Origin of the sequence: Polynucleobacter sp. UK-Kesae-W10 (assembly GCF_018881575.1) — a bacterium.
Classification (GTDB): Bacteria; Pseudomonadota; Gammaproteobacteria; order Burkholderiales; family Burkholderiaceae; genus Polynucleobacter.
On the sequence record NZ_JACVQB010000001.1, the window covers coordinates 950,616 to 972,483 of the forward strand.

Annotated in this window: 17 protein-coding genes; 12 read left to right on the forward strand and 5 right to left on the reverse strand. The window is 47.1% G+C overall.

Going from position 1 to position 21,868, the window contains the following annotated elements:
- Position 1 precedes the first annotated feature (1 nt).
- From ICN24_RS04960 to ICN24_RS04995, 8 genes are all read left to right on the forward strand, one after another.
- On the forward strand, positions 2 to 973 hold the full coding sequence (locus tag ICN24_RS04960) for a sterol desaturase family protein (protein ID WP_216221783.1): 972 nt from the start codon (positions 2 to 4) through the stop codon (positions 971 to 973).
- A 30-nt stretch (positions 974 to 1,003) separates the two neighbouring features.
- Positions 1,004 to 1,873 (forward strand): EI24 domain-containing protein, encoded by an 870-nt coding sequence (locus ICN24_RS04965; RefSeq protein ID WP_216221784.1) that lies wholly within the window; start codon positions 1,004 to 1,006, stop codon positions 1,871 to 1,873.
- The gene (locus ICN24_RS04970; RefSeq protein ID WP_255532567.1) at positions 1,866 to 2,729 is read left to right on the forward strand and encodes a molybdopterin-binding protein; all 864 of its coding nucleotides are present in this window, start codon (positions 1,866 to 1,868) and stop codon (positions 2,727 to 2,729) included. The genes ICN24_RS04965 and ICN24_RS04970 overlap by 8 nt, the downstream gene beginning before the upstream one ends.
- A gap of 206 nt (positions 2,730 to 2,935) precedes the next feature.
- A complete protein-coding gene (glnA, locus tag ICN24_RS04975; protein WP_216221786.1) occupies positions 2,936 to 4,351 on the forward strand; it encodes a type I glutamate--ammonia ligase in 1,416 nt (471 codons plus the stop codon).
- A 26-nt stretch (positions 4,352 to 4,377) separates the two neighbouring features.
- The gene (glnL, locus tag ICN24_RS04980; RefSeq protein ID WP_370623112.1) at positions 4,378 to 5,499 is read left to right on the forward strand and encodes a nitrogen regulation protein NR(II); all 1,122 of its coding nucleotides are present in this window, start codon (positions 4,378 to 4,380) and stop codon (positions 5,497 to 5,499) included.
- Positions 5,496 to 6,947, forward strand: a complete 1,452-nt coding sequence (ntrC, locus tag ICN24_RS04985) for a nitrogen regulation protein NR(I) (protein ID WP_216221790.1) — start codon at positions 5,496 to 5,498, stop codon at positions 6,945 to 6,947. The genes glnL and ntrC overlap by 4 nt, the downstream gene beginning before the upstream one ends.
- Positions 6,940 to 7,788, forward strand: a complete 849-nt coding sequence (xth, locus tag ICN24_RS04990; RefSeq protein WP_216221791.1) for an exodeoxyribonuclease III — start codon at positions 6,940 to 6,942, stop codon at positions 7,786 to 7,788. Before ntrC ends, xth begins: the two co-directional genes overlap by 8 nt.
- Positions 7,789 to 7,810: 22 nt before the next feature.
- Positions 7,811 to 8,416 carry a glutathione S-transferase gene (locus tag ICN24_RS04995; protein ID WP_255532568.1) on the forward strand — a complete coding sequence of 202 codons (606 nt, stop codon included), beginning with the start codon at positions 7,811 to 7,813 and terminating at the stop codon, positions 8,414 to 8,416.
- 23 nt (positions 8,417 to 8,439) lie between these two features.
- On the opposite strand, the gene ICN24_RS05000 is transcribed toward ICN24_RS04995, so the two are convergent.
- A complete protein-coding gene (locus ICN24_RS05000) occupies positions 8,440 to 8,772 on the reverse strand; it encodes a hypothetical protein (protein WP_216221795.1) in 333 nt (110 codons plus the stop codon).
- 158 nt (positions 8,773 to 8,930) lie between these two features.
- Here ICN24_RS05000 and ICN24_RS05005 point away from each other — a divergent pair, with 158 nt between their 5' ends.
- Positions 8,931 to 9,182 (forward strand): hypothetical protein, encoded by a 252-nt coding sequence (locus tag ICN24_RS05005; protein WP_216221797.1) that lies wholly within the window; start codon positions 8,931 to 8,933, stop codon positions 9,180 to 9,182.
- Between the two features lie 5 nt (positions 9,183 to 9,187).
- Entirely contained in the window at positions 9,188 to 11,017 is a 1,830-nt protein-coding gene (locus tag ICN24_RS05010) for an autotransporter outer membrane beta-barrel domain-containing protein (RefSeq protein ID WP_216221799.1), read from the forward strand.
- A gap of 80 nt (positions 11,018 to 11,097) precedes the next feature.
- Here the strand turns inward: ICN24_RS05010 and ICN24_RS05015 are convergent, their stop codons facing one another.
- From ICN24_RS05015 to ICN24_RS05030, 4 genes are read right to left on the reverse strand one after another with little or no spacing between them, the layout of a single operon-like run.
- Positions 11,098 to 13,224 carry a M3 family metallopeptidase gene (locus ICN24_RS05015; RefSeq protein WP_216221801.1) on the reverse strand — a complete coding sequence of 709 codons (2,127 nt, stop codon included), beginning with the start codon at positions 13,222 to 13,224 and terminating at the stop codon, positions 11,098 to 11,100.
- A gap of 18 nt (positions 13,225 to 13,242) precedes the next feature.
- On the reverse strand, positions 13,243 to 14,097 hold the full coding sequence (gene folD, locus ICN24_RS05020; RefSeq protein WP_216221803.1) for a bifunctional methylenetetrahydrofolate dehydrogenase/methenyltetrahydrofolate cyclohydrolase FolD: 855 nt from the start codon (positions 14,095 to 14,097) through the stop codon (positions 13,243 to 13,245).
- Positions 14,098 to 14,109: 12 nt separating this feature from the next.
- Complete coding sequence (locus ICN24_RS05025) at positions 14,110 to 14,757, reverse strand: response regulator transcription factor (protein WP_216221804.1); 648 nt, start codon at positions 14,755 to 14,757, stop codon at positions 14,110 to 14,112.
- A 36-nt stretch (positions 14,758 to 14,793) separates the two neighbouring features.
- A complete protein-coding gene (locus ICN24_RS05030) occupies positions 14,794 to 17,319 on the reverse strand; it encodes a PAS domain-containing sensor histidine kinase (protein WP_255532569.1) in 2,526 nt (841 codons plus the stop codon).
- Between the two features lie 228 nt (positions 17,320 to 17,547).
- Between ICN24_RS05030 and aceE the strand changes: the two genes are divergently transcribed.
- Both aceE and aceF read left to right on the forward strand, forming a co-directional pair.
- Complete coding sequence (gene aceE / locus ICN24_RS05035; protein ID WP_216221806.1) at positions 17,548 to 20,244, forward strand: pyruvate dehydrogenase (acetyl-transferring), homodimeric type; 2,697 nt, start codon at positions 17,548 to 17,550, stop codon at positions 20,242 to 20,244.
- A 14-nt stretch (positions 20,245 to 20,258) separates the two neighbouring features.
- Entirely contained in the window at positions 20,259 to 21,860 is a 1,602-nt protein-coding gene (aceF, locus tag ICN24_RS05040; RefSeq protein WP_216221807.1) for a dihydrolipoyllysine-residue acetyltransferase, read from the forward strand.
- Positions 21,861 to 21,868 lie beyond the last annotated feature (8 nt).

Here is a 21,868-nt window from a genome sequence, read left to right on the forward strand (position 1 = left end):
CATGGATTTCGCCCAGATCACTTCTGCTACAGCCGCCGCATACGGTAGCGCTCAAGAGTGGCTCTTCTCCAATATCGTTGGGCCGGTTCTCTACCAGCTCGATTTGATGTCTTGGGCTGAAGACGCATTTGATGGGGTGGATTGGTTTTTATTTGGTTGTATCCAAATATTTTTAATTGTGGTGGTACTGCGTACTTGGGAGCGCTTTAATCCAGCCGAAATGCAAGAGCATTTCTCAAAAGCCAGCAGGGCAGATGTGTTCTATACCTTGTTTCATCGTCTGGGTATTTTTCATGGGCTGATTTTTATTGCATTGTCAGGATTCTTTTTTGAAATCGACTCTGTCTTGCATGACTTTCGTTTTGATCGCTTCAATGTCGAAAACTGGTGGCCCGGTATCACTTCGATTCCAGTAGTGAGTTTTTTCCTGTATCTCGTCTTATTGGATTTTGTCGATTACTGGTATCACCGGGCATCCCACGCTTTTAACTGGTGGTGGCAATTGCATGCTTTGCATCATAGCCAAACCGTGATGACCGCATGGTCAGATAACCGCAATCATCTTTTGGATGATGTGATGCGTGCCTGCGTGATGGCATTTTTTGCATTGTTGTTTGGCGTATCGCCAGGTCAATTTATTGCCTTAGTCGCTTTGAGTCAATTTATTCAAAGCTGGCAGCATGCCAATATCAAAGTCCATTTAGGTCCTGCTCGATATCTTTTGATATCTCCTTTGTATCATCGTATGCACCATGCAGTAGGGTATGGCCATGAAGCTCAAGGTAAGCCCGGCGTATTGGGCGGCTGTAATTTTGGCATCTTATTTCCCTGGTGGGACATGGCATTTCAGACCGCTATTTTCCCCAAGGCGGTCTATCCAACAGGCGTGAGGGATTTGAACGTTTCGCAAAATGTCATTACCCAGCAATGGCAGGGTTTAAAGCACGCATTCAAAGAGTTGTTACCAAAGTAACCATGCCATTAGGCATGCAATAGGAGTGTTATGGTCGGTTTACCGCAAATGTTTAGATCGTTTGGACTCGCCTTGGTGGGGACCATGCATCCTCGGATGTTGTGGCTCAGTTTGCGCCCATTTCTGATCGTCTCCATCTTATGGGGTTGCCTCATATGGTTGACTTGGACTCCAGCACTCGAAGCATTGAGTGTTTTTCTAACGACCTCCGTGTTCACTAGCTGGATTCAAGAGGGCTTGATTTGGGCTGGCTTTGAAAATGCGCGAGCATGGATAGCGCCACTCTTTTTTGTCATGCTGATTATTCCCTTAATCACGATTAGCTTGCTTGTACTCGTTGCCTTTTCAACGGTACCTGCCATTGTGAACATAGTGGCTAGGCAGGCGGCTTATCAGCACTTAGAGCGCAGGCGAGGTGGCAGCTTTATCGGCAGCTTAATCTACACCTTATGGTCTGCTCTCATCTGTTTGGCGCTGGTCATGCTTACGTTGCCAGTGTGGTGGGTACCCCCGCTGGTTGCTGTATTGCCGCCATTGCTATGGGGCTGGTTAACGATGCGCTTAATGTCTTATGACGTCCTGGCGAAACATGCCAGTGCGCAAGAGCGCGATCTCTTATTGGCGCAATATCGTTGGCCATTGCTCACTATGGGAATCATTTCTGGAATGCTTGGAGCTGTGCCAACATTCTTCTGGGCAACTTCAGCATTGGCTTTGGTTTTATTTCCCATCGTCAGTTTTGTTGCTCTGTGGGTTTACTCTCTCATCTTTGTATTTGCAGCATTATGGTTTAGTCATTTTTTATTGGATGCACTCAAAACACTCAGACAAGAAGAGTTAGATAAATCACTCACAGTCGAAACACGCGTTATTGATCCGGAGCTTCCCTATCATGGTTGATGCAGTCAAAAAAGTAGTAATCGATGAACCGGCGCAAGAGAGCAGGGCTGCACGACGCTTTGGCTTGATCGTCATTGGCGATGAAATCCTCTCGGGGCGCCGTCAAGATAAACACATGAGTAAGTTAATTGAGCTGCTCAATGAGCGCGGTTTAAGTCTGTCCTGGGCAAAGTATGTTGCTGACGATCCAGAGCAAATTACGGCGACCTTAAAAGAAAGTTTTGCCAGCGGAGATGTGGTGTTTAGTACTGGCGGTATTGGCGCAACCCCGGATGATCACACACGTCAATGTGCGGCACTCGCATTAGGTACTAAAGCAGAATTGCATCCTACTGCGCAAGAGTTGATAGCAGGGCGCATTCAGTCCATGGCGGAGGGAGATCCAATCAAGGCGGATTTAAATACTCCAGAGAATCAGCATCGCTTCAAGATGGGTGAGTTCCCGATTGGAAGCGACATCATTCCCAATCCCTACAACCAGATTCCTGGATTTCGGATTCGCGAGCACCATTTTGTTCCCGGCTTTCCGGTAATGGCTGCGCCGATGATGGCGTGGTGCCTGGATACCCACTACCAGGAGCTCTTTCATCAGGAAAACTGGGCTGAGCAAAGTTTCATCGTGCCTAAGGGGATTGAATCGACTTTGACGCCCTTGATGGAGCGTATAGAGGCTAATTTCCCTGGGGTGAAGGTCTTTAGTCTGCCCTCCGTTGGTGACGCTAGCAAAGGCGGTGTTTATGCTCAAAGACACATTGAATTGGGCATCAAAGGGAACGCCAACCTGCTGGAAAGCGCCTGGATTGCCCTAAGAGCGGGCACCCAGGAGCTTGGTTACGAAATTCACGATATCGCCTAATCCTATATTGCACTAAAAAGGTGCAATATAGGTATTTTTTGGTAGAAAGCAGGGGAATCGGGCACTTAAACAGTGCAATAATGGCTATTCCCCGATGTTTGCTTCAGTAAATTACATACATCCGTTAGGCATGTTTGATGCCTGGAATGAACAAGGGTGTATGCCTTAAGTTTGAATTCCGAGTTTAGTTAATAGAGGAGATTTGCATGACGAAGACCGTCGCTGATGTGATGAAGTTAGTTAAAGAGAAAGAATGTACTTTCGTTGATTTCCGCTTTGTAGATACAAAGGGTAAAGAGCAGCACACAACAGTACCTATTTCTGCATTTGACGAAGACAAGTTTGAGAGCGGTCATGCATTTGACGGCTCTTCTATTGCTGGTTGGAAGGGTATTGAAGCTTCTGACATGTTGCTCAAACCAGATCCAACAGCTGCTTACATTGATCCATTCTATGAAGAGCCAACATTGGTGTTGACTTGTGATGTGATCGAGCCAGCAGATGGCAAAGGTTATGACCGCGATCCACGCTCTATTGCAAAACGTGCTGAAGCATATTTGAAGAGCACCGGTCTTGGTGACGCTGCTTACTTTGGCCCAGAGCCAGAGTTCTTTGTATTTGACGGCGTTCGCTGGGGTGCTGATATGCAGGGTTGCTTCGTGAAGATTGATTCCGAAGAGGCTCCATGGTCATCAGGCGCTGAAATCGAAGGCGGCAATACTGGCCACCGTCCAGGTAAAAAGGGCGGTTACTTCCCAGTAGCTCCTGTAGATACTTTCCAAGATATGCGTTCTGAAATGTGCTTGATTCTCGAATCATTGGGCATTCCAGTTGAAGTTCACCACCATGAAGTTGCTGGTCAAGGCCAAAACGAATTGGGTACCAAGTTCAGCACATTAGTACAGCGTGCTGACTGGACTATCTGGCAGAAGTATGTCATTCAAAACGTAGCGCACGCTTATGGCAAGACAGCCACTTTCATGCCTAAGCCAGTAGTTGGTGATAACGGTTCTGGTATGCACGTTCACCAATCCGTTTGGAAGAACGGCGAGAACTTGTTTGCTGGTAACGGCTACGCAGGTTTGTCAGAGTTCGCATTGTTCTACATTGGCGGCATCATTAAGCACGCTAAAGCATTGAACGCGATTACCAACCCAGGTACAAACTCATACAAGCGTTTGGTTCCAGGCTTTGAGGCTCCAGTGAAGTTGGCCTACTCAGCACGTAACCGTTCTGCTTCTATCCGTATTCCACACGTTTCAAATCCTAAGGGTCGTCGTATCGAAACTCGCTTCCCAGATCCATTGGCAAACCCATACTTGGCATTCTCTGCCTTGTTGATGGCTGGTTTGGATGGTGTTCAGAACAAGATTCATCCTGGCGATGCTGCGGATAAGAACTTGTATGACTTACCACCAGAAGAAGATGCAAAGATCCCAACCGTTTGCGCAAGCTTGGAAGAGGCATTGGATGCATTGAAGAAAGATCACGAGTTCTTGACTCGCGGTGGTGTATTCACTGAATCCATGATTGATGCATATATCAATTTGAAGATGGAAGATGTCACACGTTTCCGTATGACAACTCATCCAATCGAATTTGATATGTACTACTCCCTGTAAGCGAAGGAGAGAACTTGAGCGCAGGTTTGTTGCGCAATTCGTTCAAGGGAGCAGCTTCGGCTGCTCCTTTTTTTCCGACATTGCTCGATCAGATGCCCAATGCCATCGTGGTTTTTGAGGCTGAGAACCAACAATTGGTTTATGTGAATCCCGCTGCGGAGTCAGCGTTAGATCTTTCACGTAAGTCACTTGAGGGTCAATCTGTGCACGATTTATTTGGGGACAACGAAGCGCTCAATTCTATGATTAGCGAAGTGAAGCTGGGTCATGTCATGGCGCAGCGCCAAGAAATGGTCCTACATTCATTGCCCGGCAGTATTCATCAAGATTCCATTCCGGCCCACGTAGTAGTGGCCTCCTTGGAGGATCCTGCTTTGATTATGATGGAGTGGTTTCCGATTGATCAGCAGCTTCGTAGTGAGCGTGATGAGCGCGTCACACAACAAGTAGAGGCTAATAAGCAGTTGATGCGCAATCTTGCGCACGAGATCAAGAACCCGTTGGGCGGCATTCGTGGAGCTGCTCAATTACTGGAGTTTGAATTACCTGAGAAAGGTTTGCGTGAATATACGCAAGTCATTATTAAGGAATCTGATCGTCTGCAGACTCTCGTCGATCGACTCTTAGCTCCACATCGCAAGGCTCATGTGATTGAAGCCTTTAATGTGCATGAAGCCTTAGAACGTGTGCGCAGTTTGGTGTTAGCTGAGTTTCCCAAAGGGTTACGCATTATTCGCAACTATGACACTAGCTTGCCTGATGTATTAGGGGATCGCGAACAATTGATTCAGGCGGTCCTCAACATTGTGCATAACGCAGCTCAAGCACTTTCAGAAGAAATTGCTCAGGGCATTGCGCAGATTGAATTGAAAACTCGGGTTGCCCGATCCGTCACCATCGCTAAGCATCGCTATAAGTTAGCCATGGATTTGCATGTGATCGATAACGGCCCTGGTATTCCAAAGGAAATTATTGAGCGCATCTTCTTTCCGCTAGTTTCTGGGCGCGAAGGGGGTAGTGGCTTGGGTCTGACCCTAGCGCAAACCTTTGTTCAACAGCATCAGGGCTTTATTGCATGCGATAGCCGCCCTGGCCGCACCGATTTTCATATACAAATTCCATACCGCACGCAGGAGAAAACATCATGAAACCAATTTGGATCGTCGACGATGACCAATCGATTCGTTGGGTCTTGGAAAAGGCATTAGCGCGGGAGAATATTCCGCACAAGAGCTTCTCCAATCCAAACGACGTGCTCAATGCATTGGAAAAAGATACGCCTCAGGTATTAATCTCGGATATTCGTATGCCCCGTGGTAATGGTTTGGATTTATTGCAGCAAGTTAAAGCGAGTCATCCGAATTTACCAGTCATTATCATGACTGCGTATTCTGATTTGGATTCAGCGGTTTCTTCTTTTCAAGGCGGCGCATTTGAATACCTCACCAAACCTTTTGATGTGGAAAAGGCAGTTGAGTTAATTCATCGCGCAGTTGAGCAGGGTATTCGTAGTGAGTCAGGCGCGAAAGAATTAACCGGTTGGCGTCAAGAGGCCACCGAGATTATTGGTCAGGCACCTGCTATGCAGGAAATTTTCCGTGCCATTGGTCGTTTGGCTCAGTCACATGCCACTGTACTGATTACCGGCGAATCCGGTACAGGTAAAGAGTTGGTTGCGCATGCTTTGCATAAGCACAGCCCACGTGCTAAGGGTCCTTTTGTTTCATTAAGCACCTCAGCAGTACCAAAAGATTTGTTGGAATCAGAGCTGTTTGGTCATGAGCGTGGTGCCTTTCCTGGTGCCCAAACATTGCGTCGTGGACGTTTTGAACAAGCCGATGGCGGAACCTTATTTTTAGGCGAAGTAGGTGATTTGCCATTTGACTTGCAAACTCGCCTATTGCGCGTTCTGACTGATGGCCATTTCTATCGCATCGGCGGGCAAGATCCGATTAAGGCGAATGTCCGCATTATTGCCTCAACTCATCAAAACTTAGAACAGCGCGTTGCCGCTGGCTTGTTCCGCGAAGATTTATTGCATCGTTTGAATGTGATTCGTTTACGCATGCCATCTTTGCGCGAGCGCAGTGAAGATATTGCAATGTTGGCAAGGCACTTTATGCTCTCTTGCGCGAAATCCTTGGGGGTAGAGCCAAAGAAACTCTCCGATGAAGTGCTTAAAGAGATTAGCGCCATGCCTTTTCCAGGTAACGTGCGCCAGCTAGAGAACTTGTGCCACTGGTTAACCGTCATGACGCCAGCAAGCATTATTGGGGTATCTGATTTACCTACAGACATCTTGGCCGAAGCAGGAGAACAGTCGGTAGTGTTGCAAGGCGAGTCAGCGCCTGTAAATCCGGCGTTGGCTAAAGTGGCTGCTGGTGATTGGGAGAGTGGTCTTGGCCGTTTGGCAGTCAAAATGCTGCAAGACGGTGATCAGAATGTCTTTGATGCACTATCCTCTCGTTTTGAGAAGGCGGTATTGCAGGCTGCACTTGAAGTGACTCGCGGACGACGCGTAGAGGCAGCTCAGCGCTTAGGTATTGGGCGTAATACGATTACAAGAAAATTGCAGGAACTGGGGATAGATGACTGATTCAATTCGAATTGCGGCGTGGAATGTGAATTCCTTAAAAGTTCGCCTTCCACACGTACTTCGTTGGCTGCAGGATCAAGAAAAAAAGCAACAACCCATTGATGGCTTGTGCTTGCAAGAGCTTAAGCTGACCGATGATAAGTATCCCCATCAAGAGTTGGAGGCAGCAGGCTACCTAAGCCTTGCCGCTGGCCAAAAGACCTACAACGGCGTGGCGATAATTGTGCGCAAAGCTGCGTTAGCCTCTATCGCCTCAGATGTCGCTACCAGCTTTCTCAAGCCGGTTCGAAATATTCCGCAATTTGAAGATGAGCAGCAGCGTATTCTAGCTGCCACTATTCCATTTGCTGGCATGCAGCCAATCCGATTGGTCTCTGCCTACTTCCCGAATGGACAATCGCCTGATAGCGATAAGTTTGTTTATAAACTGGGTTGGTTAAAAGCCCTCCAAACTTGGTTATCAGAAGAACTTGCACAAACTCAACGTCTAGCGCTTCTTGGAGACTTTAATATTGCTCCGGCTGATGAGGATGTCCACGATCCTAAGGCTTGGGAAGGTCAGAACTTGGTTTCACTACCAGAAAGAAACGCTTTTCAAGAATTGCTAAACCTTGGAATGCACGATTCCTTTAGGATGTTTGAGCAAGCACCTAAGACTTATAGTTGGTGGGATTACCGCATGATGGGCTTTAGAAGAAATGCGGGTATGCGCATCGATCACATCCTATTAAGCGAAGCCCTCAAAGCGCAATGCAGCGCTAGTGTGGTAGATAAAGAGCCAAGAACTTGGGAGCAGCCCTCAGACCATGCCCCGGTGATTGCTACCATTAAAAAATCCTAAGCGGTTCACCCACGCATCCATGATGCCTATTTTGTATTCGTATCGAAGATGTCCTTATGCCATGAGAGCGCGGATGGCTTTGAAGTATGCGGGCATTCAAATTGAGCATCGAGAAATTGAGCTCAGAAATAAACCACGCTCAATGCTCCAAGCATCTCCCAAAGGAACTGTTCCTGTATTGCTCGTTGAAGGTAAGGTCATTGATCAAAGTCTCAACATCATGCACTGGGCCCTTCAGCAATCGGATCCCGATGGATGGAAGGGCGTCGACGAACTGCTTGCTCAAGATTGGATTGAGAAAAATGATGGCCCATTTAAAAGGCTATTAGACCAATACAAATACCCTAATCGCCATCCTGATTTGAACCCCAATGAGGTATTGCAGAGTGCCATACATCTGATGTTAGAGCCCATGGAGCTAACATTACAGACCCACCCTTTTTTAATGGGTGCCAAGCAGACCTGGGTAGACATTGCTATCTTTCCGTTTATTCGGCAGTTCTCAATGGTCAAGCCGGAGCGTTTTCAAGAGCTAGCTCTGCCTGCGCTTCGGGCGTGGCTCCAGCTACATCTTGAATCCGATTTATTTCAGGCGGTGATGGAAAAACATCCAACTTGGTTGGATTGATTCAATGGATAAGGCAAGAGTGATCAATTGCATTGCCGATATTTTTGCTTCTTAGCATCAATAAGGTAGTCAACAAATACCAACAGAGGGTCAAACTGCTTTTCCCCCAGAATTGCAAATTGAAATCCTTTTGGCGCTACTTGATTTGACCCAAACCAGGAATAGGCCGTCATCAAGCGTGAGGTCTTTCCGTTAATGGTTAAATCGACATCCGAGGCGGTACCATTGTTATCGGGATTAACGAGTCGGTATTCAATATTCGTCTTACCGTTGCAATAGACCACCCCCTCTGCCTTCTCCATGGCACTGGCAAACAAGGGGATGCACAAAAGTAGGGCGGTAATAGCTCTCAACATATAAAATACCAATAATTTCAATAATAATCTTCTGTATGAATTTTAAGCGACTAATCCTGTCATGTTTTGCAATATTTAGTATTAGCTCTTGCACTACCTATCGCTATGAGTACATAGCCCCTCCAACGGAGTCGGGTAAAACTTGTGCAACTCAATGCATGACCACAAAGCAGGTTTGTTATAACGCAATGGGACAACAGGCGCAGAATAATGCTAATGCATGCCATCAGCAAAATAATTTTAGCTATCAAGCCTGCGTGAACCGTGCGCAAAGTCATGATGATGTCAAAAAATGTAACCCCAATCCTCAGTATTGCCCAACCAATCCAAATTACTGGCAGTGCGATGAATCTTATAGACAGTGTTTCGCTACTTGTGGCGGCACTGTGAATGTATACAAAAACGAGTAGAGCGAATGAAACTTAAAAATAAAATACTGTTAGTAATTCAAGGATTTTTAATTGCTTTATTGGTTGGCTACGCAAATATAAGTACAGCGGCACCATGTACCCCAGACAGTACCAGCCCATCTAGCGACTGCTCGGATTTATTAATAAATTCAAATGCAGGTGTATTGGTAAATAATTACACTATTAGTGCAACTGGAACCTTTGCGGTAAGAGATACTGCGGGCGGCACTTTTTCGCTATTTACCAATAACGGAACAATCAACTCAGGAACGACGGCTGCAGTTGCGATTGGTACTGCTGTAGGAAATTTTGTGAATAACGGCACGATTCGCAACGGCTTGCCCTCTGCTCCTGTTGGCTCAGGTGGCATCGCTGTTGGCTCAGGCGGATCCATTGTCACCTTGACTAATACAGGATCAATAACACCAACCTCTGGCAATGGAGTTCAGAATCTCGCTGGCGGCTCTATTGATTCAATCATTAATTCAGGAGTAATTGGATCTGGCTCAACTTTTGGTGTAGCAAACGCAGGCACAATCGGCACCATCACCAATACTGGAAGAATTAGTGGTGCAGTAGAAGGTATTCAGAATGGTGGAACCATTGGAGTTATAAACAATTCAAATGGCTCCCTTTTTTATAATGGAAGACTTCCCAGTTCATATAACGTAATCATTAATAGCCCATCTGACTATGGACAAATTCGCCTTCAGACAGGCTCTGGAGCGATGAATTTTGGAATATATGCAGGCTCAACGGTTGCAAAAGGAACTTATGCATCCGTATTGATGTCTAACTTTACATCGACAAATCTCAATAATCTAAGCGGTAATTACAATGGCTTCACGTATAAATTGATTCAAAATTTAAGCAATTGGGATCTTGTGGTTACCGGTGCTTCTACGGCCGATACCCAACAATCCCTTGCCAATACTGCGAAAGTCTTGCAGGGCACGTACACTATCCAAAATGCGGCTCTGGTCAATAGCTTTACCTATGACTGTAATGAGTTTGGCGCTAATAACGTTTGCGTGAGTGCGGGTGGCCGCAATACTGCTGTATCTGCAGCTAACGGATTAAACAACACAAGCGCATTACTGATTGCAGCTTATCGTCCGCATCCTAATTATCGTGTTGGTGCATATGTAGACCAAAATCTTTCGGTGAATAATGCCGGAAGCACTGTTAATCTTGGCAATAACACACCATTAATTGGCTTGTTTGCCGCCTGGAATGAGCGTTTAGATGGCACAGGTGCCGAAGTTAAGGCCTCTACTGCCTACGGTCAAAAGAACACAACCATTACCAGACAAGTGGTAGGTTCCTCGGAAGCTGGCTCTGGCTCATCTCAGTTAAATAGTCAAGGCATCCAATTGGTCGGAAAGTACGGCTTTGGTGTAGTGAAGGACGTTATTGTTTCGCCATACGCAGGCATTCGTTATACCCAGAATAATATGGGTGGATACACAGAAGGGGCATCTAGCTCTGTAACCGCTCCATTAACCTATAGTGCTTTGAATACAAACGCTACAACTGCTTTAGCTGGTGTAGGGGCTTCCTATCAATTTATTCCTCAAGCGCTTGTATTTGCTAGTGCTGGTGTAGAAACTGATACCAATACTTCAAATGGCACTTACTCCGCCACTGGAATAGCTGGCTTAGCCCCAGTGAACTTTAATGCGAATCTAGTAAAAACTCGTGCAACAGCGATGCTTGGTGCAGCCTATGATGTAGTAAAAAATCAGCGACTAGCAATCACTGGAATTTATAGGCAAGAGCCATACCAAGCAATGCAAACTACTACTGTGATGGCAACTTATACGATAGGTCTATAAGGATATAAATTGCTTAAAAAGCCCGCATTCTTGCGGGCTTTTTTATCTTTGATGGGTTATTAAAAAGCACCATCACACTCTTAGGCTAACCCACCATGCCGCAGCAATGCATCAATGCTGGGCTCTCTTCCGCGGAATGCTTTGAAGGATTGAGCAGCAGGGCGACTACCACCCACTTCTAGAATCTCAGTGCGGTATCGCGCGCCAGTTTTTGGATCTAATACTGAGCCAGTCAGTTTTGCAGCTTCCTCAAAAGCAGAATAAGCATCTGCAGAGAGTACTTCCGCCCATTTATAGCTGTAATAGCCTGCGGCATAGCCGCCTGCGAAGATATGACTGAAGGTATTAATCCAGCGAGAAATCTCAGGCTGCGGAATGATGGCATAGGCTTTGGCGATCTCCCTCGTGAGCTCTAGGACAGCTTGGCCTTTGGCATCCTTCGCATCAAAATGAGAGTGCAGGCGCCAATCAGTCAGCGACATCACAATTTGCCGCAGGGTCATCAATCCATTCTGAAAGTTCTTGGCAGCCAGAATTTTTTCAAATAACTTACGTGGCAATGGTTTACCGGTATCGACATGCGCAGTCATTTTTTCTAAGACTTCCCACTCCCAGCAGAAGTTTTCCATAAACTGACTTGGTAATTCAACAGCATCCCATTCAACTCCATTGATGCCTGATACTCCCAGCGCGCCAACTTGCGTCAAGAGGTGATGCAAGCCATGACCACTTTCATGGAAAAGGGTAATGACATCATCGTGGGTGATGGTAGGCTGGCGCAATACGCCATCGACCTTGACCGGTGGAGCAAAGTTACAAACAAGGTACGCAACTGGCACCTGAATTTCTCCGCTAGCAAGCTCTCTGCGGCCGCGAGCATCGTCCATCCATGCGCCACCCCGTTTACTAGGGCGCGCATAAGGATCTAAATAAAAATAAGCAACAGTTTTGCCTGTAACATCCTTTACAGCGAACGATTGCACATCGGCATGCCAGCTTGGCAAGTCTGCTGCCTCAATCTTGACTCCAAATAGCGTTTGAATTACCCCGAATAGGCCATCGAGCACCTTGGGTAAAGGGAAGTATTGTTTAAGTTCATTTTCAGAAAATGCATAGCGTACTTGCTTGAGTCTTTCAGCAGCAAAGGCGGTGTCCCAAGGTTCAACGCCATCCATTAATCCAAGCTCTGTTTTAGCAAAGGCGCAAAGTTCATCCCAATCTCTTTGGGCGAAGGGTTTGGCCTTCTCTGCAAAATTAGTCAAGAAGAGATCTACTTCATCGACGGTGTTGGCCATCTTTGGCGCAAGGCTTAGGGCGGCGTAGTTAGCAAAGCCCAGCATACGCGCCTCTTCATCACGCAAACGCAATTGATCGAGCATGTTTTGGGTGTTATCCCAGGCGATATTGCCTTGTGCATATTGCGGTGCTAGCTCAGATGCGCGGGTGACATAAGCTTCATACATGAGGCGGCGCAGAGTACGATTTTCTGAGTACTGCATCACTGGGTAATAGGACGGGAAGTGCAGGGTAAAAGCCCAGCCGGTCAGGCCTTTTTGCTGCGCTGTATCAGCCGCTGCCGCTTTGACATCGTCTGGCAGGCCTACGAGATCGACCTCATTGGTGATGAGATGCACAAAACCATCGGTTGCATCCAGTACGTGATCAGAGAAGGATTTACCAAGCATAGCCTGCTCATCTTGGATTTGAGAAAAGCGCGCTTTATCGGTATCGCTTAATTCTGCGCCACCCAATCTAAAGTCACGCAAAGAATTCTCAATCACTTTTTTCTGTGCAGTATTGAGTGTAGAAAATTCTGGGCTGTTTTTGAGCAACTTAAATTGTTGGTAGAGCGCCAGGTTTTGACCGAGGCTAGAAAAAAATGCGGTAACCTCAGGCAGCATTTCACCATAGGCGCTTCTGAGCTCAGGCGTATCAGCAACGCCATTGAGATGGGAGATGACGCTCCAAGATCTACCGAGGGATTCAGTAGCGTCCTCTAGTGGCTCTACTAAGGTATTCCAGTTAGCTGGAGTTTGAGGATCAGTAGCAACATCTACAGCGTGTTGTGCATGCTTTAACAAAAACGCTATTGCAGGTTTGATGTGTTCGGGCCGTACGTCTGAGTAAGCGGCAATCCCTCGACCAAAGGTCAGTAGAGGATTGTTTTGTAAATCGAGGGGTAAGGTATTGCAGAGGGATGTAGTCATCCCTCTAGCTTAATGGATCTAGTGCTTGGCTGCTTTTTCAGCAGCTTCCAAAGTATTCATGAGCAGCATCGTGATGGTCATTGGACCAACCCCACCAGGGACCGGGGTAATCCAGCTGGCGACATACTTGGCGGTATCGAAATCTACATCCCCGCAGAGCTTGCCATCAGGCAGGCGGTTGATGCCTACATCAATCACCACAGCACCATTTTTGACCATGTCCCCAGAAACCATCTTTGGTTTACCGGTAGCCACAACCAGGATATCGGCATCTTTGGTGTGGTGCGCTAGATCACGGGTTTTGCTATTGCAAATCGTGACGGTAGCGCCCGCTTGCAACAGCAGCATAGCCATTGGCTTGCCAACGATATTGGAGGCGCCAACAATCACTGCACGAGCGCCACGAATAGGATAGTCAATGCTTTCTAAAATCTTCATGCAGCCATAAGGGGTGCAAGGTTTAAATTCGGGCTGACCTACCATGAGTGCACCTGCATTGGCTACGTGAAAGCCATCCACGTCTTTCTCAGGAGCAATCGCTTCCAGTACACGTTCAGAGGCAATGTGCTCTGGCAAAGGCAGTTGAACCAAAATACCATGAATAGCTGGGTCAGCATTCAAGGTAGCAATGCGAGCCAATAATTCTTCTTCGCCCAATTCTGCAGAATAGCGCTCCAAGACAGAATGAAAGCCCACGTCTTCACAGGCCTTCACTTTATTACGAACATAGACCTGGCTAGCAGGGTTGTCACCCACCACAATGACCGCTAAACCAGGTCTTACACCTTTAGCGGTAACAATGGCGCCACGGGCTGCAATTTCAGCGCGTAGTTTTTTGGAGAGAGCGTTTCCATCAAGTAATTGAGCGGGCATTACAGGGAGCAATTAATTAGGTTGTGGGTCAGATAAGGCAAGGCGGAGGAGGTCGGCAACGGTGTTGACGTTGAGCTTTTCCATGATGTTGGCGCGATGCGCCTCAACTGTCTTAATGGAGATACCTAAGTCATCAGCGATTTGCTTATTCAAGCGCCCAGCCACAATGCGCTCGAGCACTTGGCGCTCACGACCGGTTAACTTGCTCAGCAAGCTTTGGGTAATTTTTCTTTGACTTGCTTGTGAGTAATCTACTCGTGCTTTGGCAAGCATGCGATCGACTAAACCGCACAATTCATTTTCTTTAAACGGCTTCTCAATGAAATCGACAGCACCGCGTTTCATCGTGGAGACAGCCATCGAGACATCGCCGTGACCCGTAATAAAAGCAACTGGCATTGGCAGGTTTTCACTAATGAGGCGCTCTTGTAATTCCAGGCCAGACATGCCGGGCATACGCACATCGAGAATAGCGCAGGAGATAGTAGATTTATCTGTGCTTTGGAGTGATTGTAAAAAACGTTCAGCACTTGCGTGACAGCGCACTACATAACCATTACTTTCTAAAAGCCAGGTGAGCGAATCACGCACTGCTTCATCATCATCGACTACGTAGACAACTTCGGCCTGGTTTGGTTTGGTGTTAGCGCTTAAATTCATATCGGGTCTCGCAAGGTGATTCAATAAGTACGGCTATTAAACGGCCCCTTTAGTTTCCGGGGATTCCAAGGGTAGAAGTATTGTAAAGGTGCAGCCAACCAGCTTGGTATGTTCTGCATCCATCGTATTGGTTGCCCACAGGCGCCCATGATGGGATTCGATGATCGAGCGGCAAATATTCAATCCCATGCCCATACCATCACTTTTGGTACTAAAAAACGGCTCAAACATGCGCTGAGACACGGATTCGGCAATTCCAGCTCCGCCATCGGACACTTGAATGCGCAGCATGGCAGGGAAAATGCTGGTATCTAAATCAGCGCTAATCTTGACTGGGGGTGCAGACCAGCGTGAGGATAGGGGGTAGGCTTCTCGAGTACTATCTAACCCATTCTTTAATAAATTCACCAGCACTTGTAGGATTAGGACGGGATCCAGATCTACATTTGGGAGATTGTCGGCAATATTGGAAGCGATCGATAGGCGATGGCGGTGGGCTTCAATCTCTACCAGACCCACAGCGTCACTAATGATCTCGCTAATGGCAGAAGATTTTCTTTGAGGCTCGCTACGTTTTACAAAACCCCGAATGCGTTGAATGATCGTGCCAGCGCGATGGGCTTGGTCTGATGCTTTTTCGAGTGCCGGCAAAATCTCTTTAGTAAGCGCGGGATCTAAGTTTCCCTCCAAGCGTTTGGCAACACCCATGCAGTAGTTAGAGATGGCCGATAGGGGTTGGTTTAATTCATGCGCTAGTGAAGAAGCCATTTCACCCATCGTGGTTAAACGGCTCGTAAATTGCATGCGCTCTTCTTGTTGGCGCGCTACATCATCCGCCTCTTTACGCATAGTGATATCGGTTGCAATCAGGAGCTGTGCAAGGTGTCCATCTACCCATGGAATAAAGCGGCGGCGTACTTCGTACCATTTATTGCTGCCATCATCCAATTGAATCTCTTCAGACTCAGACTCTTGATATAGGAAAGAGGTCGGAATACCATCGCGCACATAATCCTGCAGATCTTGTGCAATCGTATGTAAGGTATCAATTTTGTTTTCTTGATGCGCTAACTGGAAATGCCCTTTGGAGTCATTCCCAAAATTTTCGCGATAAAAGCGATTGGCGAACAGAAGTTCATCTGTCTCTAGGGATACAACTGATACTGCTGCATCTAGCCCTTCTAAAACGGTGGTGAAGCGCTCTTGTGAGGCCGCTAACTCTTCACGAATTTTCTTTGGCTCGGAGATATCAATTAAGGAAGTGACCCAGCCGGTCTGCTTACCTTTTTCATTGATGAGCGGTGCAATAAAGGTACGCGTCTGAATCAGGGTGCCATCTTTTCTCAAAATGGCGCCTTCAATCCCTTTTTTCATGCTGCTGCTGACCTCTGATTTTAAGGCGCGATTCATCTTATCTACCAATTCATCACGGCGGCTATCTGGCCAGAAAGGGAAGGGTGGCGTAAGACCCATCAGCTCTTTAGCGGTCCAGCCAGTCATCTCGCAGAATGCACGGTTCACATAAGTAATTCGTTTTTGCATATCGTGTGCACGGATTCCCACCGGGGTAGAGTTTTCCATGGCATTACGAAAGTTTGTTTCAGTCCGCAAGTTTGCTTCTGCTTCCTGCCGCACTTGCATCTGCTTTAAGACTGACCACAGACTCCAGATAACGAAGGCGCATAAACCTAATACCACCCCAATGAGCATCCTGAAGGTGAGGTTAGTTGGTGGCGGATATGTGTCAATACGTAAAGTCAAATTTGGACTCAGTACGCCAATATCTAAACTGGTTTGATTGCTAAATGCTCGTTTGGGCGTATCGCGGTCTGATGAGATGGACAGCACGCGATCATTGTCGGTAAGTAAGGTAAAGCGGTAATGTGCCTTGAGCTCGCCTGGAATCACATCCAAGATCCCTTGTGTCGTATACAGGGCGGCCAAAAAGCCAATTACTTCACCGCCAACAATATTTGGGGCAACTTGCCAGAAAATCGTTTTCCGCTCTTTGGCCAGCGGCTCTTCATTGGGAAGATTGAGCGTGATGAATTCACTGAAGGCCGCGCGACCAGTGATACGGCTCAGTTCAATGGCACTCAAAAGACCTGCGTTTGCAGCTTGATCATTTTGGGTTTTACTAATCCAGTCTGTTTTGGCATTGGCGGGAGGCACTGTCCATAGACGCTGATTTTTATCGCTAATCCAAATGACTTTAACGATTTCATGGTTATTAATTACTAGATCATCGGCTTGATCACGCGCCATCAGCATGAGCTTACTATCGTCAGGACTTGCAGCAATTTCCCGATTGATCGTATTTAACGTATCTTGATTGTTGGCAAATCTCAGTTGAATGCGTTGCTTCGCGAATGAGAGCTCTCTATAGAGAGCGGATTCTTGCTGCCCCTTTTCTTGCAAGTGCAGGGTCCCCAAAATAATGCCCATGACCAAGGTAAAGAGAACAATGGCCAATAAAGGGGTGTAAACGAGCCGAAATCCGCGAATTTTGCGGAGCCATTTGAAGGGCTTGATGAGCAAGCTGGGTAAAGCCGTCGATTTCATAGGAATATGGCCCATTTTGCCTTATTGCTGCACATCAATTCGTTTTTTACCGGCCAGCTCGGCATTCTATTTGCACCGCAATAAAATACCACATTATGAGAAATATTATCATTATGTGGAAAATTCCTTGTTTACACCCATATACCTTCCTAGAATGTTGCCTATAGAGTGAGTAATAAATGTTCTAGTACATGTAGTAACTAATGAAGCAATCAATGGAGACAAGTTATGGCTGCAGTTCCAGATCAGGTTTTGGGAAAACAAAATGCACAGGACGCAGATCCTGGTGAAACGCAAGAGTGGTTACAGGCCCTCGATGGTGTTATTCGCAACGAAGGTCCGCAGCGAGCTGCCTACCTCATTGATCAGCAAATTTCACACGCACGTGTCAATGGTGTTGATCAGCCCTTTCATGCTGAAACACCCTACATCAATACGATTCCAGTAGAAAATCAAGCGCGCTTGCCTGGCGATCAAAATGTAGAACACCGTATTCGTTCATACACTCGTTGGAATGCGATGGCCATGGTGTTGCGTGCCAACAAAGACACCAACGTTGGTGGCCATATTTCTTCCTTTCAATCTGCGGCTACTCTGTATGACGTAGGCTTTAATCATTTTTGGCATGCTCCATCTCCTGAGCATGGCGGCGATCTGATTTTTGTACAAGGTCACTCAGCACCTGGCGTATATGCCCGCGCTTATATGTTAGGCCGCTTGGCAGATGAACAGCTAGATAACTTCCGCCAAGAGGTTGGCGGCAAAGGTATCTCATCTTATCCACATCCTTGGTTGATGCCCGATTTCTGGCAATTCCCAACAGTCTCCATGGGTCTTGGCCCAATCATGGCGATTTATCAAGCTCGCTTCATGAAGTACTTAAGAGACCGCGGCTTCATTCAAGAGCAAGGTCGTAAGGTTTGGGCCTTCTTGGGCGACGGTGAAACCGATGAGCCTGAATCCTTGGGTGCGATTGGTATGGCCGGTCGCGAGAAGTTGGATAACTTGATCTTTGTAATTAACTGTAACTTGCAACGTCTTGATGGTCCTGTGCGTGGTAACGGCAAGATTATTCAAGAGCTCGAGAGTGAGTTCCGTGGCGCAGGTTGGAACGTGATTAAAGTGGTTTGGGGTGGTCAGTGGGATGCCCTGTTTGCTCGCGATAAGAAGGGCATCTTGATGCAACGTCTTGGCGAGATTGTTGACGGCCAATACCAGACTATGAAGGCAAAGAATGGTGCTTATGTCCGTGAGACCGTCTTTAACACTCCAGAATTAAAAGCACTGGTAAGCGATTGGAGTGACGAAGAAATTTGGCAACTCAATCGTGGTGGTCATGATCCCCATAAGGTATATGCAGCATTCCATGCGGCGGTGAACCATAAAGATCAGCCAACAGTCATTTTGGCGCACACGATTAAAGGGTATGGCATGGGCGGCTCTGGTGAGGCGATGAATATTGCACACCAAGCCAAGAAAATGAATGCGGATGACGTGCGTCGTTTCCGTGATCGCTTTGAGATCCCTGTAAAAGATGAGCAGCTAGATGAGATGCCTTTGGTGAAGTTTGCTGAGGGTAGTCCTGAGTTGGAATACATGAAGGCGCGTCGTAATGAGTTAGGTGGTTACTTGCCACAGCGTCGTATGAAAGCCGAAAGTTTGCCTGTTCCTGCTTTAGACGCGTTTGCACCATTGCTAGAAGCTACTACAGAGGGTCGTGAGATTTCAACCACAATGGCTTTTGTACGCATGTTGAATACAGTGGTACGCGACAAAGTATTAGGTAAGCGCGTTGTGCCGATCGTTCCGGATGAGTCTCGCACTTTTGGTATGGAGGGTATGTTCCGCCAGTTAGGTATTTGGAATCAATTGGGTCAGCTCTACACACCAGAAGATCATGATCAACTGATGTTCTATAAAGAGGACAAAACGGGTCAGATTTTGCAAGAGGGTATTAATGAAGCAGGCGGCATGTGTGATTGGATTGCTGCAGCAACATCCTACTCAACCCATGGCGTACCGATGTTGCCGTTCTATATTTTCTACTCCATGTTTGGTTTCCAGCGTATTGGTGACTTAGCATGGGCAGCAGGGGATATGCGTAGCCGCGGTTTCTTGCTTGGCGGTACTGCCGGTAGAACGACCTTAAATGGCGAGGGCTTGCAACATGAAGATGGTCATAGCCATCTGTGGAGTGCGGCAGTTCCAAACTGCATTAGCTACGACCCAACTTTTGCATTTGAGTTAGCAGTTGTCATTCAAGACGGTATGCGTCGCATGTTGGAAGTGCAAGAAGACGTCTACTACTACGTCACATTGATGAATGAGAACTATGCACATCCAGCAATGCCTAAAGGTGCCGAAAAGGACATCATTAAGGGCATGTATAAGCTCAAGTCAGTAGGTGATGACAAAGCTAAGCTGCGCGTTCAACTCTTAGGTTCTGGCACGATCTTCCGTGAAGTTATTGAGGCTGCTGAAATGCTCCATAAAGATTGGGGTATTGCATCAGATTTGTGGGGTTGCCCAAGCTTTACTGAGTTGGGTCGTGACTGGAATGCAGTCCATCGCGCCAATTTACTCAATCCTACTGCTGCGCCAACACTGTCTCATGTAGAGAAATGCTTAAAAGATACTAGTGGCCCGATTGTTGCTGCTACTGACTACGTGCGTTTATTTGCTGAACAGATTCGTCCGGCTATCCAGCATATGGGTCGTCGTTACGAAGTATTGGGTACCGATGGTTTTGGTCGTTCCGATACCCGCGAAAAATTACGTGACTTCTTTGAGGTAGATCGTCGCTGGGTAGTAGTAACAGCCTTGAGATCTTTGGTGGATGCAGGTCAACTGGATCGTCAAAAGTTGGCTGAAGCTATTCAGAAGTACGGTATCGACGCCACTAAACCAAACCCAATGACGGTTTAATACGAGAGCTATTCATGAGTCAAATAATCGAAATTAAAGTTCCGGACATTGGTGATTACAAAGATGTTCCTGTGATTGAAGTTCTGGTGAAGCCAGGTGATCAAGTGGAGAAAGAGCAGTCTATTGTTGTGCTTGAGTCCGATAAGGCAACGATGGATGTTCCTTCATCTCACTCTGGTGTGGTGAAAGAGGTCAAAGTTAAAGTTGGAGACAATCTTTCCGAGGGATCGGTGGTGATCACGCTGGAAGAGGGCGCAGCTACTGCAGCCGCTCCTGTTGCTAGCACTCCTACTGCTTCAGTACCAGCACCGGCTGCTACAGGTGGTGCGGCAATTGAAGTTAAAGTTCCGGACATTGGCGATTACAAAGATGTGCCTGTCATTGAAGTTCTGGTGAAGGCAGGCGACAAGGTTGAGAAAGAGCAATCGATTGTGGTGCTCGAATCCGACAAGGCGACGATGGATGTTCCTTCATCTCACTCCGGTGTGGTGAAAGAAGTTAAAGTCAAAGTTGGGGATAACCTTTCCGAGGGATCGGTGGTCGTCATTTTGGAAGCTGGCGCGGCATCATCGGCTTCCGCATCCGCTCCAGCGGTAAGTGCTCCAGCAGCACCAGCAGCCAAAGCAGTAGAGCCTCCTATTCCAAGAGCACCTGCGCCTCCTCCTATTAGTAATACGCCTGCACCAGTCGATACTGCCGTAAGTCATGCTAGCCCTTCAGTGCGTAAGTTCGCACGCGAGCTGGGCGTTACTATCGGGCAAGTCAAAGGTTCTGGTCCAAAAGGCCGCATTACGCAAGAAGACGTGCAAGCTTTTGTAAAAGCGGCAATGAGCGGTGGTGCGGGTAGTCCTGCAGCTGTATCTAGTGGCGGTAGCTTGGGCGGCCTCAATCTTATTCCTTGGCCAAAAGTCGATTTCACAAAATTTGGTGAGATTGAGCGTCAGCCATTAAACCGCATTAAGAAATTGACTGCTGCAAACTTGGGTCGCAACTGGGTCATGATCCCAGCAGTGACTTATCACGAAGATGCAGACATTACTGATTTAGAAGCATTCCGCGTTCTCACAAACAAAGAGAATGAGAAGAAGGGCGTCAAGATCACAATGCTAGCCTTCTTAATGAAAGCTGCAGTGGCCGCATTGAAGAAATATCCTGAGTTCAATAGCTCCTTAGATGGCGATGATTTGATCTTGAAGAAGTACTTCAATATTGGATTTGCTGCAGATACCCCAACTGGTTTGGTGGTACCGGTGATTAAAGATGCCGATAAAAAAGGAATCTTTGAGCTCGCAAAAGAAACATCTGAATTGGCAGCCCTTGCACGTGATGGCAAGTTAAAGCCAGATCAAATGCAGGGCGCCAGTTTCACTATCTCTTCCTTGGGTGGCATCGGTGGAACGTACTTCTCTCCGATTGTGAATGCTCCTGAGGTCGCAATTCTTGGCGTGAGTAAGGCGGCAATGAAGCCGGTTTGGGATGGCAAGCAGTTTGTACCACGCCTCATCTGCCCATTGTCTCTCTCTGCGGATCATCGCGTCATTGATGGTGCTTTGGCTACACGCTTTAATGTGTATATCGCTCAACTCTTAGCCGACTTCCGTCGCGCCAGTCTGTAAGGAGGATA

Bases quoted from the DNA above. Each gene is read 5' to 3' on its own strand.
- ICN24_RS04960 (WP_216221783.1), top strand. From the start codon at position 2: ATGGATTTCGCCCAGATCACTTCTGCTACAGCCGCCGCATACGGTAGC.
- ICN24_RS04965 (WP_216221784.1), top strand. From the start codon at position 1,004: ATGGTCGGTTTACCGCAAATGTTTAGATCGTTTGGACTCGCCTTGGTG.
- ICN24_RS04970 (WP_255532567.1), top strand. From the start codon at position 1,866: ATGGTTGATGCAGTCAAAAAAGTAGTAATCGATGAACCGGCGCAAGAG.
- glnA (WP_216221786.1), top strand. From the start codon at position 2,936: ATGACGAAGACCGTCGCTGATGTGATGAAGTTAGTTAAAGAGAAAGAA.
- ntrC (WP_216221790.1), top strand. From the start codon at position 5,496: ATGAAACCAATTTGGATCGTCGACGATGACCAATCGATTCGTTGGGTC.
- xth (WP_216221791.1), top strand. From the start codon at position 6,940: ATGACTGATTCAATTCGAATTGCGGCGTGGAATGTGAATTCCTTAAAA.
- ICN24_RS04995 (WP_255532568.1), top strand. From the start codon at position 7,811: ATGCCTATTTTGTATTCGTATCGAAGATGTCCTTATGCCATGAGAGCG.
- ICN24_RS05000 (WP_216221795.1), bottom strand. From the start codon at position 8,772: ATGTTGAGAGCTATTACCGCCCTACTTTTGTGCATCCCCTTGTTTGCC.
- ICN24_RS05005 (WP_216221797.1), top strand. From the start codon at position 8,931: ATGACCACAAAGCAGGTTTGTTATAACGCAATGGGACAACAGGCGCAG.
- ICN24_RS05010 (WP_216221799.1), top strand. From the start codon at position 9,188: ATGAAACTTAAAAATAAAATACTGTTAGTAATTCAAGGATTTTTAATT.
- ICN24_RS05015 (WP_216221801.1), bottom strand. From the start codon at position 13,224: ATGACTACATCCCTCTGCAATACCTTACCCCTCGATTTACAAAACAAT.
- folD (WP_216221803.1), bottom strand. From the start codon at position 14,097: ATGCCCGCTCAATTACTTGATGGAAACGCTCTCTCCAAAAAACTACGC.
- ICN24_RS05025 (WP_216221804.1), bottom strand. From the start codon at position 14,757: ATGAATTTAAGCGCTAACACCAAACCAAACCAGGCCGAAGTTGTCTAC.
- ICN24_RS05030 (WP_255532569.1), bottom strand. From the start codon at position 17,319: ATGAAATCGACGGCTTTACCCAGCTTGCTCATCAAGCCCTTCAAATGG.
- aceE (WP_216221806.1), top strand. From the start codon at position 17,548: ATGGCTGCAGTTCCAGATCAGGTTTTGGGAAAACAAAATGCACAGGAC.
- aceF (WP_216221807.1), top strand. From the start codon at position 20,259: ATGAGTCAAATAATCGAAATTAAAGTTCCGGACATTGGTGATTACAAA.